This window comes from Microcoleus sp. B3-D7 (assembly GCF_036705305.1).
GTDB lineage: Bacteria > Cyanobacteriota > Cyanobacteriia > Cyanobacteriales > Microcoleaceae > Microcoleus.
Window position 1 is genome coordinate 42,178 of sequence record NZ_JAUBUE010000028.1, and the last position, 16,976, is coordinate 59,153.

Consider the following 16,976-nt stretch of genomic DNA (forward strand, 5'->3'; position numbering starts at 1 on the left):
GATGTGCAACCCTATGTCTACTGTCACTTTTGGTTTGTCAACCCCTATAGCGGCAGAGGCCGGGGCATCCTACGGCAGCAGCGAACCGCCACAGCGCCCCACCGTGCGGGCAGAGTGGATCGAGGTATTGGTGGACTCTCCTTTCAGGGTTGCGGGGGACTCGTCTGGGGAGGAAAATAAGTTATTTACCTATCGTTTACCTGCGGAACTTACCGTGCAACCAGGGGATATTTTGAGTGTACCCTTTGGAAGTCAACAGGTAGGCGCGATCGCGATTCGGTTCATTTCTAAACTGCCGCCAGACTTAGATCCGGCGCGGGTTAAAGATGTCGAAGATGTTGTCAGTACGGGCTTTTTCCCACCGACTTACTGGGAATTGCTCGAACGCACTGCCACCTATTATTGCACACCTTTAATTCAAGTAATTAGAGCCTCGCTGCCACCCGGTTTGTTAAGCCGTTCCGTGCGCCGAATTCGGTTAATTAAAAGTGCTATTTCTCCGAATGCCGAAACATTTCTCAATCCCGCCGCGAGTCAAATTTTGCAATTGCTGCAAGCTCAAAAAAACGGCGATTACACTTGGCAATACCTCCAGCGCCAAGTTAAGGGAAGTTATCGGGGATTGAAAGATTTATTGAAACGCGGTTGGGTAGAAAGTTATTTAGAACCGCCCAATCCTCCCAAACCACAACTCAAACCGGCAGTGACATTAATTGCTAGTGCGTTTGTCGCAGATTTAACCAAGCGGCAACAAGAAGTATTGGAAGTTTTGCGGCGCGGTGGCGGTGAAATGTGGATGAACGATTTGCTGAGAATTTGCAGCGCGAGTTCTTCTGTTGTCAAAAATTTGGAACAAAAAGGTAGCGTTGTCATCGATCAAAGGGAAGTTCTCAGGCGCGATCGCGGAATTTCTCAATTGCCCGATGCACCAAAAACTTTAACTCATTTTCAAGCTCAAGCCTTAGCGTTTATTAACTCTTTTTCGGGATTTCGTCAAGTGCTGCTGCACGGCGTTACAGGTTCCGGGAAAACCGAAGTGTATTTGCAGGCGATCGCCCCCATCTTAGCCAGCGGCAAATCCGCCCTCGTACTCGTTCCCGAAATCGGTCTCACACCGCAACTTACAGACAGATTCCGGGCCCGTTTTGGCGAGCAAATTTGCGTGTACCACAGCGCCCTATCCGACGGCGAACGTTACGATACATGGCGTCAGATGCTGACTGGAACCCCGCAAATTGTCATTGGCACGCGATCGGCCATTTTTGCTCCTTTACCTCACCTCGGCTTAATTATCCTCGATGAAGAACACGACAGCAGTTTCAAACAAGACCAACCAGCCCCCTGCTACCACGCCCGCACCGTTGCCAAATGGCGCGCCGAATTAGAAAATTGTCCCTTAATTTTAGGTTCCGCAACGCCAGCTTTAGAGACTTTTGTCGGGACGCGAAGAGATTATTACTCGTTACCAAATATCCATTATTTATCATTGCCCGATCGCATTTATTCGCGCCCGATGCCGCCTGTGGAAATAGTCGATATGCGCCAAGAATTGCGGCAAGGGAACCGCTCAATTTTCAGCGCTTCCCTGCAAAATGCGCTGGAACAATTGCGAGCAAGACAACAGCAAGGTATCCTGTTTATTCACAGAAGAGGACACAGTACCTTTGTCTCTTGTCGGAGTTGCGGCTATGTGATGGAATGCCCGAACTGCGATGTTTCGCTTTCTTATCACCACGTCGGCGAAGCAACCGCAGAAATATTGCGCTGTCACTACTGCAACCACACGGAACGACACCCCCAAAACTGCCCGGAATGCAGTTCTCCTTACTTTAAAAACTTTGGCAGCGGTACTCAGCGAGTCGAACAGGAATTAACGAGATTGTTTCCCGAATTGCGGGCAATCCGATTTGACAGCGATACGACTAGAAATAAGGGCGATCACCGCCGATTGTTAACGCAATTTGCTAATGGGGAAGCTGATATTTTGTTGGGTACGCAAATGCTGACCAAAGGGTTAGATTTAGCTGGAGTCACATTGGTGGGAGTTGTGTCTGCTGACGGGTTGCTGAACTTATCGGATTATCGGGCAAGCGAACGAGCTTTTCAAACATTAACTCAAGTCGCGGGCCGTGCAGGCAGAGGCGACGATCCGGGGCGGGTAATTATTCAAACTTACACTCCCGAACACCGGGTAATTCAAGCCGTTAGGCGGCACGAATATGCAGATTTTGTGGAAACCGAATTAGCAGAAAGAGCGGCGCTGAATTATCCTCCTTCGGGGCGGCTGATTTTGTTGCGGTTGAGCAGTGTAGATGCAGCAGAAGTGGCGGTCACGGCGGTACAATTGGCGTCTGTTTGTCAGGAGTATATGGAGCGATTGTCTGTACCGGGGTGTGAGTTGTTGGGGCCTGCACCTGCGGCGATTATGCGGGTGGCAAATCGGTATCGGTGGCAGATTTTGCTGAAGTTGCCTTTGGATGAGTCGGTGGATTTGTCGGATTTGATCGGGTTGCGCGATCGCACGCCGCGTTCTGTTAGTTTAACTATTGATGTCGATCCGTTGAATTTTGGTTGAGGGTTATTGGTTGGGTGGGGGCGGGTTTATATAGATTGTTAGTCAGCCTCAAATATGGTTGGTAAAACCCGCCCCTACGATAACTGGTAGGGGCGGGTTTCACCAACCATCTATGGCGGAAACCAACAATCTAATAAACCCGCCCCCGCCCAACGAACAAATGTTTTATGGGGACAAAATTATGAAATACGATCGCAACAAACACCACCGCCGCTCAATTCGCCTACCAGGATATGATTATAGGACTCCCGGCGCTTATTTTATCACTATTTGCAGTTGGCAGCGCGAATGTTTATTCGGCGAAGTTATTAATGATAAAATGCAATTGAGTCCCTATGGTAAAACTGTTTTATTCAATTGGAGTCTTCTTCCCAAACGTTACCAAAACGTAGAATTAGACAATTTTATTGTGATGCCAAATCACCTTCATGGAATTATTGTTTTGAAAGGCAGCTCAGAAACAAATTATACAGAATCACATAAATTGGGGCTGATAAAATCAAAAATCCATCCTTTGTCGGAAATTGTGCGGGGTTTGAAAACATCTTCAGCACGGCGAATTAACCAAATTCGATATGTGAGTGGCGTATCGGTATGGCAGCGCGGTTATTACGAACATATCATCCGCAATGAAGAATCATTATTGGCCATTCGCGAATATATCATTAATAATCCTTTGTTGTGGGGAAAAGATGAATTGTATCCTCATACTTCAGTCAAAATTAATGAATCTAGTCCATTGGCGATCGAATGGAATGGTAAATCTTATATACAGTCGATCGTCCTGTAATATTATGTCGATGGATTTGTAGGGGCGGGTTTCACCAACCCTCTATGCCTAAAAAAACAATATAATAAACCCGCCCCGCCCAACGGTAAATCCGAATCTACATTTTTTTATGCGATCAAACATCAGGTTAATCTGGGTTATTGGTTGGGTGGGGGCGGGTTTTTATAGATTGTTTGTATTCATCAAATATTGTTGGTAAAACCCGCCCCTACAGCGGATCGTAGGGGCGGGTTTTACCAACCATTTATGTTAGAAACCAACAATCTAATAAACCCGCTCCCGCTTGGGCTAAGGCAAATCAGTGCTCCCCATCAGATAAAGGTCGCACTCCCGGGCCACGCCGCGCCCTTCATTAATCGCCCAAACAACCAAACTCTGTCCCCGGCGACAGTCACCAGCCGCGAAAACTCCTGGAATGCTGGTTGTATATTTTTCGTGCTCGGCTTTCACATTGCTGCGCGCGTCCCGTTCCAATCCCAGCGCATCCAGCAAGGGCTGTTCCGGGCCGAGGAAGCCCATCGCTAGCAACACAAGCTGTGCCGGCAACACTTTTTCCGTACCCGGGATGTGCTTCGGAATAAACTGGCCTTTCTCGTTTTTCGTCCACTCCACCTCAACGGTGTGCACAGCTTTGACATTGCCGTTTTCGTCGCCCTCGAACTTGGTCGCCGTGGTGAGATAGCCGCGCGGGTCGTCGCCGAATTTGGCTGCGGCTTCTTCTTGGCCGTAGTCGAGGCGGTAGACTTTCGGCCATTCCGGCCAGGGATTGTTGGCCGCCCGTTCAGAGGGCGGTTTCGGCAGGATTTCTAGCTGTACCAGGCTTTTGCAGCCGTGGCGGATGGATGTACCCACGCAGTCGGTGCCGGTGTCGCCGCCGCCGATGATCACGATATCTTTGCCTTCGGCGGAGATGAAGTTATCGTTGGTGCTCTTGTCTAAAAGTGCTTTGGTGTTCGCTGTCAGGAAGTCCATTGCGAAGTGGATGCCTTTTAATTCCCGGCCGGGGATGTCCAAGTCGCGGGGTTTGGTGGCGCCGGTACAGAGCACAACGGAGTCGTATTCTTTTAGCAGTTGTTCGGCTGGTAAGTCTTTGCCGACTTCGGTGTTGCAGACGAATGTCACGCCTTCGTCTTCGAGGACTTTGAGGCGGCGCATCACGACTTGTTCTTTGTCTAGCTTCATGTTGGGGATGCCATACATTAGCAGGCCGCCTGGTCGATCGGCTCTTTCGTATACTGTTACCCAATGACCGGCTTTGTTGAGTTGCGCGGCGGCGGACAAACCTGCAGGCCCCGAACCGATAACGGCGATTTTTTTGCCGGTGCGTTTGGCGGGTGGTTCGGCGGTAATCCAGCCTTCATCCCAGCCTTTATCGATAATTGCGGCTTCGATATTTTTAATCGTGACCGGCGGGTTGTTGATGCCGAGCACGCAAGCGCCTTCGCAGGGTGCGGGACAGACGCGGCCGGTGAATTCGGGGAAATTGTTGGTTTTGTGGAGTCTGTCTAGGGCTTCTTTCCAGAGTCCGCGATATACGAGGTCGTTCCATTCGGGGATGAGGTTGTTAATGGGGCAGCCGCTTGCCATGCCACTGATAATTGTGCCCGTGTGGCAAAACGGAATGCCGCAATCCATGCAGCGCGCGCCTTGGGTGCGGAGTTTATCCTCCTCCATCGGTAGGTGAAATTCGTCCCAGTTGTGGACTCTCTCGACTGGTGAGAGTTCAGAGGGCAATTCGCGCAAGAATTCGATAAAGCCTGTTGGTTTTCCCATAGTGGTGTTCTGGTTAGAATTTACTATTGTGGTAGTTTGTCAAAGCTGAAGCCTGTATGCTTATGAACTAACTATTGTCATATAAATTGTGGGCGATCGCACCTCAGATTGAGCAATTCCTACCTGAAATCTTCAATATCGCCGGGAGTCGGGGAATTGTCGGCAGACGTAAAATATAGAGCGACAGCAAAGAAACCGGGTTTTTTACGCGGATTAAAGGTTTTAAAGGTTTTGATGCAGTATTTTCGTCCATCAAACCCGGTTTCTGCGTAATTTCAGCATTGCTTATTCTGGAACGATCGCATTTACCGCTACAGCCACATCTCGAAACGCTGACGGCTTAACTCGGACGGCCCGCCAGCCTCAACTTTGAAACGCAGTCCCCATCAGGAGGGCATCGAGATCCTATACAAAAAGTTACAGACCTTGCAAAATATTATTTTCAGGATATACTACTGTAAATCTGTCAGATAAGCGGAGTTTACTTTTGGAACTCCAAAAATAGGTAAATAAACTCATGAGCATTACAATTCGGAACGTATCGAAACACTTCGGCTCATTCCACGCAATTGACAACGTGAATTTGGAAATTAAAAGGGGCTCTTTAGTCGCGCTGTTGGGGCCTTCCGGTTCCGGGAAATCGACTCTGCTGAGGATGATCGCGGGGCTAGAACCGCCGGACAGCGGTGAGATTTACCTGATCGGTGAAAATGCTACTCATCAGTCGGTGCAGGAACGGCATATCGGTTTTGTGTTTCAGCACTACGCTTTATTTAAACACATGAGTATTCGGAAAAATATTGCCTTTGCGATGGAAATTCGCAAAGTTCCTAAAGGTTCAATTAGCAGGCGGGTTGAGGAACTTTTGGATTTAGTGCAGTTGACAGGTTTGGGCGATCGCTATCCTTCGCAACTTTCCGGCGGCCAGCGGCAGCGGGTTGCTTTGGCGAGAGCTCTCGCAGTTCAACCAAAAGTGCTGCTGCTAGACGAACCTTTTGGAGCATTAGATGCTAAAGTCCGCAAAGAATTGCGATCGTGGCTGCACAACCTTCACAAAGAAGTTAACATCACCACAGTTTTTGTGACTCACGACCAAGAAGAAGCTATGGAAGTAGCCGATGAAATTGTGGTCATGAACAAAGGTAGAGTCGAACAAGTTGGCACTCCTGCTGAAATTTACGACAAACCGGCGTCAGCTTTTGTGATGAGTTTTATTGGGCCTGTCAATGTACTCTCTAATGCTGCGGGTTTGTTTGCCAGCCACGCCCCAACGCCTCGCCATAATGGTGCCGCTCATTCAGAATTAGTGTTTTTGCGCCCCCACGACGTGGAAATTAAAACTAAGCCGGAGTCGGGTTTTTCATTAGCAAAAGTCAGCCGCATCATTCATTTAGGGCGGGAAATACAAACCGAGTTAGTGTTAGAATCCGAGCAGGTAGTAACAGCTTACGTCAGTCGCGAGCGCTTCGATTCTCTACAGTTAACGCGAGATCAGCAGGTTTACGTCAAGCCCAAACACGCCATGACTTTTCCTGCTTATTCAATTTAAATCAGCGACTGCTTCTTACTCAAAATACTATCCGGGCGCTTCTACAAAACACTGCTCCCACATCGTTACCAGGCTCGTGCCTGGTAATGCTGTCTCGTGGCTCCAAACCGGAGGCCAAGCCTCCTGAAATTCATTCCCAGGCAAAGCCTGAGAACGAGAAAAACGAGAAACCCCAGGCAGAGGCTGGAAGAACTAGAAAAAAGATAGGTGAAGAATATGACTGCTAACAAATTCAAGAATTTAGCAACTAGCACTTTACTTAGTTATCGCCGTTACCTCCAGGCAGGATTAACACTTTGTGCAGGATTTGGACTGTCTGCGATCGCCTCTTCAGTTGCGTACAATTGGGAATACAAATCCATGCAAGCCGAACTGCAAGACCGACTGGACAAAATAGCTACAGACATTCAGAGAGATGTTAGCGGCAATTTAGAAATAATTCGTGCTGCAGGAGCATTTTACAGCGTATTTGACGGCGTTAAAAAACCAGAAATGGAGACATTTGTGGGTTCTGCCCTCTACCGCCATCCGAGCCTGAAGGCGATCGCGTGGCTGCCCAGTGTTTCTGACTCTCCGCAATTCCTGACTGATGAAATAGATTTAGGTTTAGATTTGACTGCCAACCGGCTAGCGTTAGAAAAAGCCGTCAAAAGACAAGAAATTATCGCGACTGACCGCCAAAAATTGTCTTCACAAAATCAACCAAGCGTCTTCGTATTTCTGCCAATTTTTAGTCAAATTTCTGCTGGCGATACTGCCGAATGGTCACAAAAATTACCTGCTAGAAATCCAGAAAATTTGAAAGGTTTTGCTTTGGGAATTTTGCTCGTCGATGCTATTGTTAAGTCAGCTTTACAGGAAACTGAACTCAACTTTGTTAATGTGTATCTTCAAGATGCTATGGCTCCTGAAGCAGAAAGATTTCTCGCTTTTTACGAAGCAAAGACTAAAAGGATCGTCACCGACGAAAACATTAAAAATCAACTCCAAATTGGGGAAAGAGCTTACTGCCCGGATGGCAGCAGTTGCACCCGCATTCTCAATATTGAAAATCGCAGGTGGTTGCTGCAACTGCGGCTAACGCCAGAGTACATTAATCCTCTAAGATTTTGGCGTTCTTTGACTGTTTTAATTTTTGGGACAATCTTAACTTTGGCGGCGACACTTTATCTAATGAGCTTGTGGAATTATACCGCTCTAATTGAAAAAATAGCAGCAGAACGCACGGCTAAATCTCAACGGCTAGAACAAACTTTGCAAGAGTTGCAGCAAACTCAAAGTCAACTGATTCAGCAGGAAAAAATGTCTAGTTTGGGTTTATTAGTCGCTGGTGTCGCCCACGAAGTGAACAATCCTATTAGTTTTATTTACGGCAATATCCACCACGCCAGCGCATATACTAGCGATTTGTTGGAGTTGGTAAAACTCTACCAAAAACACTATTTATCCCCTCCGGCGGAAATTTTAGAGTATTTAGAAAAGGCTGACTTTGACTTTCTCAGGAAAGATTTGCCGCAACTGCTGTCCTCAATGAAAATAGGAGCAGATCGCATTGTTCAAATAGTCCAATCTTTGCGGAATTTTTCTCGCTTAGATGAAAGCGAAATGAAACCTGTCAACATCCATGAAGGCATTGACAGCACTCTGCTAATTCTGCAAAGTCGCCTGAAAGCTACAGGCGATCGCCCGCCGATCGAGATTGTTAAAAACTACGGCAATTTACCTTTAGTAGAGTGCTATGCCGGACAATTAAATCAGGTGTTTATGAATATTCTGGCTAATGCGATCGACGCCCTTGAGAGTTACAACCTCGATCGCGGGCCCAAAGCAGCGAAAGCCAATCCGATCGCGATCGCCATAACCACAGAATATTCAACTCCTGACAAAATAATTGTGCGGATATCTGACAACGGCCCCGGTATGGCAGAAAATGTCAAAAAACGGCTGTTCGACCCCTTCTTTACGACGAAACCGGTCGGAAAAGGGACAGGATTGGGACTGTCCATCAGCTATAAAATTGTCGTAGAAAAGCACAAGGGTGCGCTGCGCTGCGATTCGACGCCGGGATTGGGGACGGAATTCTCGATCGAGATTCCGCTGCGGCAAGAAGTCAGACAAGCTGTACCGTTTGTTTCGAGGAAAATATCCGAGGCAGCTTAGAAAGGGCTGGGGAAGAAAAATTTTTTTCTCATTAACTACTGTAATTCGGTCGGATTATAGTATTATATGTAATAATGCCACAATCAATACTGCTTTATGCAGCTTAAACCGTTGGCACTGCCGATACTGTATAACCCAAACACGGCGAGAGTAAATATGTTCAGTGACTTGCAAATTATTTACGAACGCGACCCCGCGGCCCGCAACTGGCTGGAAGTATTATTTTGCTATCCCGGACTGCAAGCACTTTTTTTGCACCGGACAGCAAACTGGCTTTATTCCGCTGGCCTGCCGTTTGTACCGCGCTTGATTTCCCAACTGAGCCGCTTTTTAACAGGTATTGAGATCCACCCAGGCGCGAAAATTGGTAGGGGCGTGTTTATCGACCACGGCATGGGGGTGGTAATTGGCGAAACTGCGATCGTTGGAGATTATGCTGTAATTTATCAAGGAGCGACCATTGGCGGCACGGGTAAAGAAATAGGAAAACGGCATCCGACGCTGGGAGAAAATGTAGTGGTGGGAGCGGGTGCTAAAGTTTTAGGCAATATTCAAATTGGCAATAATGCTCGGATTGGTGCGGGTTCGGTGGTGCTGCGGGATGTCCCTAGCGATTGCACTGTTGTGGGAATTCCCGGCCGCATTATCTCTCGGAAAAAGCAGGTGGAAGATGCTCAAAATTCTCAAGGTCTACCGGATTTGGAAGCTCAAGCTATTCGAGCTTTGTTCGATAGAATTAAGGATTTAGAAGATCAAGTTGCTTTTTTGAAATCTCAACTCTCTCCGAACAAAGCAACTCAATTAGAGCAAGCAGAAAAAGAAAAAAATGAATTATTCCTGTCTTCTGATTTATTTATTACACAGTTTTTAGACGGTGCAGGAATCTAGTAAAGCTTCAATTTATATAGATTTTTCCCCGCAACACTATCCTGCTGCCATTGTACAGACTAACTTTGGTTCCTTAAGTAACTCGCTATGACTATTGCTTCTCTTTCCACTAAAACTTTTGATGAAACCAGCAGACATATATTTTCTCGCCGCTCGCACTTGCCCAACAGAAGCAATGCTCTGTGGCGAATTGAAAGTGGAGTAGTGCGAACTGTAACGTGGCTTGAAGATGGCACAATTATCACCTTGGGATTGTGGGGGCCTGGTGATACGATCGGCAAAGCGATATCAAAATGCGATCCTTTTCAAATTGAATGCCTCACTAAAGTCGAGGCAATTTTACTATCGGGCGATCGCTGGCTAAATAGAGATATTTTGCTCAATCACATTCAGCAGGCTGAAGACTTTATGGTAATGCGAGGTTACAAAAGAGTTGATTTTATGCTCTATCAACTATTAACTTGGCTGGCTAAGAGGTTTGGTTCTGAGGTAGAGCGAGGACATCTGATCGATATGATTTTAACGCATCAGGACATTGCAGAAATCATCGGTACAAGTCGCGTAACTGTCACTCGCACCCTGGGTCATTTTGAGCAGCAAGGCTTGATCGATCGTCTGCCACTCCACCGGATTATTCTGCAACCTTCTGAGGTGTGGCACTACGAAATATAAAAGGTTATTAACTGTTAATATTTTACGAGCGCCGATGTAGGTGATAGGAATGCGGTGCAAAAGAATTTATTTGGTGACAATGCGATATTAGAGCCAATTCAGAGTTTTCTAGACAACAGATAATTTGTATCGAATTGGCGTTAATTAAGTTTTCTCATCGACTCGTCAATAAGTTCAAAAGCAAAGGCGACGATCGCACTTGCTTTTTTCTTTGGGTTGATTTCTTTCTTCTCACTGCCGACAGATGCGATATCTCGCACCTGTTGACTACCCTTAAGTAGGTGAGTATGAATAAACTTAACGATGAGACAGCATATATCCACCTACCTACTTAATAGTTACTTTAAGGCGGCGGTATTGCCTTTAATATACTCGCTCCCTGCAACATTTGAGACTCTCCTGCTCTACCCGCTTCTGGGTCTTCCCAAGACGGTGCAAAGGGTGGAACCAAGAATGGGCAAGCTTTCCACCCACCCTGTACCCCCACGCCGAGCATCAGGCAGTTTCCGCCCCTGTGCCCGTGCTGCTCGTAATACCGACAATGCCGACAGCTTAAACCTACATTTACGTTGCTCACGGGATTTCTCCAACCGTTTTTGTAATAAAAATATACTAACACCTGTATACCTACCGGAATTATGTACTATTATATAATGTACAATTTAAACTCGATCGCCAGTGGGGAATGTGGAACTATCTTCTAGAGTACAATATGCCCTGTTAGCCCTCTTGGAACTGGCGAGCCACCACCCGAAGGATTCGCCCCTAACAGTAAGCGAACTTACTGCTTCTCAAGAGATACCGGAACGCTATTTAGACCAAATTCTTGCCGTGCTGCGGCGTGCAAGTATTGTCCAGAGTCTGCGGGGTGCTAAAGGCGGTTATTTGCTGGCGAAAGAGCCCTGGCAGATTACTTTGCTAGAGGTGTTTTCGACACTCGAAGGCGACGGCAGCGGTCCGACCCAAAAAGTTTCGGAATCTGTAACAATAGAAAAAACTGCGGTGCTAGAAATATGGCAGGAAGCTCAACAGGCATCTTGGTCTGTTTTGGGGAAATATACATTACAAGATTTGTGCGAACAGCGGGATGTTCGCAAACAAGCACATCCCATGTACTACATTTAAATGGAGAGAAATTAAGCCATGAGAATTGCTAAGGATGTTACAGGAATAATTGGCAGAACTCCTTTAGTTCAGCTCAATAAAATTCCCCAATCCGAAGGAGTAGTTGCTCAAATTGTGGCCAAATTGGAAGGGATGAATCCGGCTGCTTCGGTGAAAGATCGGATTGCAGCGAGCATGATTCAGGCGGCAGAAGATGCGGGGTTAATTCAACCGGGTAAAACTATTTTAGTTGAACCGACTTCAGGCAATACTGGAATTGCTTTGGCAATGATCGCAGCGGCGAAAGGGTACAGTCTGATTTTAACGATGCCGGATACGATGAGTACGGAACGCCGATCGATGCTGAAAGCTTACGGAGCTCAGTTGGAATTAACTCCGGGACATGAAGGGATGTTAAGCGCGATCGCCCGTGCGGAAGAAATTGTAGAAGAAACCCCCGACGCTTTCATGCTGCAACAGTTTCGCAACCCCGCTAATCCGAAAATTCACCGGGAAACAACGGCCGAGGAAATTTGGGAAGATACAGAGGGTAAAGTAGATTTTTTAGTTGCTGGAGTTGGCACCGGCGGTACGATTACTGGAGTTGCTGAAGTAATTAAACCGCGAAAGTCTAGTTTTAGGGTAATTGCAGTTGAACCCGCAAGCAGCCCCGTGCTTTCGGGAGGCAAATCTGGTGCTCACAAAATTCAAGGGATTGGTGCAGGATTCATCCCGGAAGTGTTGAAACCAGAGTTAATTGATGAGGTGCTCGCAGTTAGCGACGCAGATGCGATCGCTTACAGCCGCCGACTTGCCAGAGAAGAAGGATTGTTGTCAGGAATTTCTGCCGGCGCCGCTTTGTGTGCCGCAATTCAAGTCGGCAAGCGTCCCGAAAATGCTGGAAAATTGATAGTTTTTGTGCAGCCTTCTTATGGCGAACGCTACCTCAGTACAGCCTTGTTCAAAGATTTAGAATTGCCGACGATCCGCGAACTCGAATCATTAGTCAGCAATTATTAAATAGTAGTAGGGGCGAGCTTCATTACAGCGACATTGCTATCAGCTTAACCCGAAAGACCGCCAGGGAATTAATTCCCTGGCTCAAAGCGAAAGTCCTCTTCAGAGGACTAATGAGTTAATAGTCCTCTTCAGAGTACTTCAGCTTTGAGGCAGGGGTTTAAACCCCTGCCGGACTGCACCGAAAGCGCATATTTGTTGACAGCAATACTGCTGACCTTAGCCTACTTTTCAGACTTGATACAACTTCCAACTAGCCATCGCCAACATTCCGTAAATAACAAACTTTAGCGGGCGTTGAGGCATAATTTGGCAGAATTTAGCACCTACCAAAACTCCCGGCACCGAACCCAACCAAATTGGCAATACTAAACTCCAGTCTACTGTTCCGAGGCTGAGGTGTCCCAGAGATGTAAACATCAACAAAATTGCCGCCTGGGAAATATCTGTACCCACCAATTTAGAAGTATCCAGGCGGAAAAAAGCAATCAGCAACAGTGCAAACATCGAACCGGAAGACACGCTAGTGATTCCCACTATGCAGCCTAAAATTGCTGCCGCACTCACAGTACAAATACGGCCATAATTAGTATTTAAGTCCCATTTTGGGGTTGCAGGCAATTTAAACTTAGGGAAAAATGTTTTGACCACTAATTGGGTCAGCGATAAAGCGACAATTAGGGCGATCCCTACTCCAAGAACACGCAGCAATATGCTGTCTAAGTCCTGACTGCCGCTGGATTTGATGCAGTGTAAAATCCACACGCCAGTCAGCGAACCGGGCACGCTGCCCAAAGCCAACCACTTAACTATTTGCAAGTCGAGGGTCTTTTGCTGCCAGTGTTTGAAGCCACCAACAACTTTCATCAGTGTAGCAGCTACGACATCCGAACTAATAGCAATTGATGCTGGAATATGGAAAACAAAAATTAACATTGGGGTGATGAGCGAGGCTCCGCCAACTCCGGTCAAACCAACGATAATGCCCACAAAAAAGCTGAGAAATGATAGTAATAAGTAGTTCACTGTTATGCCCAAAAACTGTGTATTTAAGCGCTGCCAACCAACAAATAGATAACTTGGGCGGCTACAACAACACAGCTACACAGGCTAAATCTCACTTGCATTTCAATAAGTCTTACCAAAAATTTGTCTTTTCAAGGCTTTTGACTAGCCGCGTTTTCAGGAACAATATTATTGGTAAAAGTAAGTAAATGCAAATAAACAAGACTACAGAAATTGTAGTGTCAAAGCTCCCTGATTTTCTTATATGTACCTGTGTAACTGATGAAAAACCCTGGATTCATTTATGGGGTGTATATTCGGCGTTCTACCTTGAAGTGACGAGCGTCACAGGTAAAGCAGAGCTGAGGTTAACCGACTGCTGGCCGGCAAAGAAATCGGGAGTTTCGAGAACATTAAAATGAATCAATGCCACAATGACAAGAGTGAAGGCGGTTGATGATACTAAACCCGTCAATAACTCTTTTTTGAGGTTTTTGTCCTTGGGTTTGTCTGTAAAAACATCTAAAGTTCCTAGCTGCATCAACAGAATTCCCACAATATTGGAAAGCCAGTAGCCGACAATCGTGCAAGGAAATAGTAAGTCTGGGGAAAGCCAACTACAGATATACCCAAAGGCGTAGGCAATTGGCAGATTGAAAAATATGTCGTTCCACCAACACAGGGGTGATAGCAAATATCCAATTGCCAGAAGCAACCCGCCTCGGATCTTTTTAAACCAGACTTCGTTAAAGCCCTTAGCTTCTGGCAACTGTTGGGTCAGTTGTCCTGCAAGCTGGTACTCTTCAATGACTTTTTTAGCGTTTTCCACGTTAATAGCTCATTACTCGATCGACTTACCGTAGTTTAACAGCCCAAATCAGTTATGTCTAGTAAGTCGATAAAGTTACCGTATTTCCGGGGCAATCGGCTAAATCTAGTTTTTTCCCGGTACAAAAATATCTATCCGGGAGAGCTTGTTGAGAATGCTGGCTGGTGATGACTTAAGCGCCGATCGAGAAATTGAAAGTTTCAGGCAAATGCTTGACAGTTTGCCAAAGATATGCAGTATCGATGCCCCAGTAATATTGCAGGTAAACGAGCAAAAGCCCGATCGCGACTGTCACGCCCAGCAATTTAGGGACTATTTTCGCGACAGTCTCCAGCACTACGAATGCTGCCCAGATAGCAGCACCTAAGATGATAATGGAAGCGATCGTGGCAACTGTATCGCTGTTCATAATTAACTCCTGTTGACAATCAATCGGGTATGACAGAACTACTTGGGCTCAGGGCGATTGCCAAAATCGAATAAATTACTCCAATTCCCAATAAGCCCACAGCGAAACTGAAAAATAAAACCATGGCGTCTGGGGGATTGTAGGTATCGTGGTCAATTTGGTGGCGAACGGTGAAGTAATGCACAGTTGAGATTAAGACTGTCACCCAACCTATTAGAGAGAAGATTAAACCCAACTTCCACCCCATCGCCTGACGGTAATCTACGGGCATTTGCACGACGCGAAGTCGGATGATGACGACGCCAAAAGCCATGAGGGCGATCGCGGCCCGCATCCAGGCTAAGAAGGTGCGCTCATTTGCCGATCGATCGATCGCCCGCGACAGATTTTGCTGCTTTGGTTTCTCATCATCTACTTGCATCGGTTTGAACGATAATTGCACGCGGTCGAACTCTTTAATATTCATATTAAACCGCCACCATTATTCAGGTGCCATCAAACCAAATGAGCTAGAAGGAACGGTGAACATATAATAAATTACCCCAGCCCCTAGGATGGCGATCGCGAGGCTGAAAAGAATTACCCAGCGATCGGTAGGTTCATAAGTATCGTAATCGATATCGTGACGGACGCCAAAGTAGTGCTTAGTTGAGAATAACACCGTCAGCAAACCCACTGCTGAAAAAAGCAAACCCAACTTCCAGCCATTGCCGGGAGTTGGGAGTAGAGGGGGATGAAAGGTGCGAAGGCGCACGATAACTACGCCAAAACCCATCAACGATATTGCTGTCCGCATCCATGCTAAATAAGTGCGCTCGTTTGCCAAGTGATCCCGCACCCGAGACGGATTTGGTCGCCTAGTCTTTTCTGTATTTACTTTTGTGGATTTCCAATTTAATAGCATAGATCAACCTTTTAATTTTAACTGGAAATAAGAAGGTAAACCGATATATTTTCTCTGGGACGATTATCCGCCGGGGATCGCTCCCCGGCGGGTTCTTGCGTTGCAACGGGCTTTACACAGGCGATCACATTACAACTTCACCAAACCTAATCATTTTCCTCAGTAGGTGCGTTGGGAACTTGCGTATCTATGTACGCCTGAGTCACATCAGGAACAAACCAATTCGCATCCCCAGGCTGGAAAACTTTAGCAGTAGGAACGTTGAATTCTACAGCCCCCGTATCGGGATTAGCTCTGGCTACAACTTGAGTTCCGTCAACTATCTTAACAGCTAGACCGCCAGTCAATTCTTCGGAAGGTTGATCGGTCGCCCTTAAATCGGTTGCTTTGATATCGCTGGGTAGATAAATTCCATCGCAATCCCATTTATGTTCAGTTGTTTGGCCGTCAGCTATAAAATAAAGGGCATTCTCGTAAGAAGACTCCGCTGCTTTTTTGCGTTTCGGGCCGTAGACAGCCAGGGTTTTTCCGGTTTCGTTGCGGCACTGACCCCAAGGTTTTCCCGTTTCTAAAGTGTATTTTTGAAACTCCAATTGAGCGATTTTTTTCCGGAGTTCCTCAGGGGTATAATTCTGGGCGGTATCGGGTGCGTCTTTCGCTGCCTTTAGAGTGTTCAGAGCTTCAGTCACCTCTATGTAATCGGGATTGCTCGCATATTTCGGCGTTTTTGGAGCGTCGGCCCAGGAGGGAGGAACGAATACTAAATTGGCGACCATTACCAAGAGCACTAAAACAAATTTGAAGATTTTCACAATTTTTCTCCTTTTCTCGATTGTCAGGTTTTTTCCAACTTTCTGTTTGCTTGCTATTTTAGGACTTAGGCAAAAACGATATCTCTTTAACGGGTTTGCCTGATAAACCAAATTTTGCAGAAGCAAAAAATCTGTTTTTTTTGCATGATACCTATTGTCAAATTCGCTCTGCGTGGGGTAGTGGCGAAGCGATAGGGCGAGCTTTTAGGGATTCATCGTCAAGTTTTTAGCTCGCTTTGATTCACCACTACAGGATTTCTTGAGACAAGAGGTATATTGTTGCCTAAGTCGGGCAATTGGCTAGCTTAAAAGATGGTTTTAAGTTTCGTGAATACTTGAGGCTAAATTAGTTTGAAGCTGCTTTTAGCTTTGTCACTCACTTCATTATTAACTTAGCATATTTGTTGATTAAAATCAAACAATTTAGCGCATTTTTTAAGCAAACAATTGTTAAGGAAAAAGTGATGAGTTAGGACTTGTGACTTATGG

General features: G+C 46.3%; 16 protein-coding genes. 8 read left to right on the forward strand and 8 right to left on the reverse strand.

Annotated elements, in window-relative coordinates; genetic code table 11:
- Window positions 1–13: 13 nt before the first annotated feature.
- Together priA and QUB25_RS18790 are read left to right on the forward strand one after the other, a co-directional pair.
- Window positions 14–2,575, forward strand: coding sequence for a primosomal protein N' (gene priA / locus QUB25_RS18785; protein ID WP_333185053.1), 2,562 nt, complete (start codon window positions 14–16; stop codon window positions 2,573–2,575).
- 112 nt (window positions 2,576–2,687) lie between these two features.
- Window positions 2,688–3,365 carry a transposase gene (locus QUB25_RS18790; RefSeq protein ID WP_333185055.1) on the forward strand — a complete coding sequence of 226 codons (678 nt, stop codon included), beginning with the start codon at window positions 2,688–2,690 and terminating at the stop codon, window positions 3,363–3,365.
- Between the two features lie 288 nt (window positions 3,366–3,653).
- On the opposite strand, the gene gltD is transcribed toward QUB25_RS18790, so the two are convergent.
- Window positions 3,654–5,138, reverse strand: coding sequence for a glutamate synthase small subunit (gltD, locus tag QUB25_RS18795; RefSeq protein ID WP_333185057.1), 1,485 nt, complete (start codon window positions 5,136–5,138; stop codon window positions 3,654–3,656).
- 517 nt (window positions 5,139–5,655) lie between these two features.
- On the opposite strand from gltD, the gene QUB25_RS18800 reads away from it, so the two are divergent.
- From QUB25_RS18800 to QUB25_RS18815, 4 genes are all read left to right on the forward strand, one after another.
- The gene (locus QUB25_RS18800; protein ID WP_333185059.1) at window positions 5,656–6,687 is read left to right on the forward strand and encodes a sulfate/molybdate ABC transporter ATP-binding protein; all 1,032 of its coding nucleotides are present in this window, start codon (window positions 5,656–5,658) and stop codon (window positions 6,685–6,687) included.
- 216 nt (window positions 6,688–6,903) lie between these two features.
- The gene (locus QUB25_RS18805; protein WP_333185061.1) at window positions 6,904–8,847 is read left to right on the forward strand and encodes an ATP-binding protein; all 1,944 of its coding nucleotides are present in this window, start codon (window positions 6,904–6,906) and stop codon (window positions 8,845–8,847) included.
- Between the two features lie 156 nt (window positions 8,848–9,003).
- Complete coding sequence (gene cysE, locus QUB25_RS18810; RefSeq protein WP_445251966.1) at window positions 9,004–9,735, forward strand: serine O-acetyltransferase; 732 nt, start codon at window positions 9,004–9,006, stop codon at window positions 9,733–9,735.
- An 87-nt stretch (window positions 9,736–9,822) separates the two neighbouring features.
- Window positions 9,823–10,407 carry a Crp/Fnr family transcriptional regulator gene (locus QUB25_RS18815; protein WP_333063198.1) on the forward strand — a complete coding sequence of 195 codons (585 nt, stop codon included), beginning with the start codon at window positions 9,823–9,825 and terminating at the stop codon, window positions 10,405–10,407.
- Between the two features lie 343 nt (window positions 10,408–10,750).
- Here QUB25_RS18815 and QUB25_RS18820 read toward each other — a convergent pair whose 3' ends face one another.
- Window positions 10,751–10,984 (reverse strand): hypothetical protein, encoded by a 234-nt coding sequence (locus QUB25_RS18820; RefSeq protein WP_333037798.1) that lies wholly within the window; start codon window positions 10,982–10,984, stop codon window positions 10,751–10,753.
- Between the two features lie 110 nt (window positions 10,985–11,094).
- Between QUB25_RS18820 and QUB25_RS18825 the strand changes: the two genes are divergently transcribed.
- Both QUB25_RS18825 and cysK read left to right on the forward strand, forming a co-directional pair.
- Window positions 11,095–11,532, forward strand: a complete 438-nt coding sequence (locus tag QUB25_RS18825; protein WP_333037797.1) for an Rrf2 family transcriptional regulator — start codon at window positions 11,095–11,097, stop codon at window positions 11,530–11,532.
- 18 nt (window positions 11,533–11,550) lie between these two features.
- The gene (gene cysK, locus QUB25_RS18830; protein ID WP_333185066.1) at window positions 11,551–12,531 is read left to right on the forward strand and encodes a cysteine synthase A; all 981 of its coding nucleotides are present in this window, start codon (window positions 11,551–11,553) and stop codon (window positions 12,529–12,531) included.
- A gap of 228 nt (window positions 12,532–12,759) precedes the next feature.
- Here cysK and QUB25_RS18835 read toward each other — a convergent pair whose 3' ends face one another.
- The 6 genes from QUB25_RS18835 to QUB25_RS18860 form a co-directional block, all read right to left on the reverse strand.
- On the reverse strand, window positions 12,760–13,554 hold the full coding sequence (locus QUB25_RS18835) for a sulfite exporter TauE/SafE family protein (RefSeq protein ID WP_333185068.1): 795 nt from the start codon (window positions 13,552–13,554) through the stop codon (window positions 12,760–12,762).
- 304 nt (window positions 13,555–13,858) lie between these two features.
- Complete coding sequence (locus tag QUB25_RS18840; protein WP_333185070.1) at window positions 13,859–14,362, reverse strand: hypothetical protein; 504 nt, start codon at window positions 14,360–14,362, stop codon at window positions 13,859–13,861.
- Window positions 14,363–14,534: 172 nt separating this feature from the next.
- A complete protein-coding gene (locus tag QUB25_RS18845; protein WP_333185072.1) occupies window positions 14,535–14,771 on the reverse strand; it encodes a hypothetical protein in 237 nt (78 codons plus the stop codon).
- 19 nt (window positions 14,772–14,790) lie between these two features.
- On the reverse strand, window positions 14,791–15,237 hold the full coding sequence (locus QUB25_RS18850) for a DUF202 domain-containing protein (RefSeq protein ID WP_333062648.1): 447 nt from the start codon (window positions 15,235–15,237) through the stop codon (window positions 14,791–14,793).
- Between the two features lie 15 nt (window positions 15,238–15,252).
- Window positions 15,253–15,675, reverse strand: coding sequence for a DUF202 domain-containing protein (locus tag QUB25_RS18855; RefSeq protein WP_333037782.1), 423 nt, complete (start codon window positions 15,673–15,675; stop codon window positions 15,253–15,255).
- Between the two features lie 146 nt (window positions 15,676–15,821).
- A complete protein-coding gene (locus QUB25_RS18860) occupies window positions 15,822–16,487 on the reverse strand; it encodes a hypothetical protein (RefSeq protein WP_333062646.1) in 666 nt (221 codons plus the stop codon).
- Window positions 16,488–16,976: the final 489 nt, after the last annotated feature.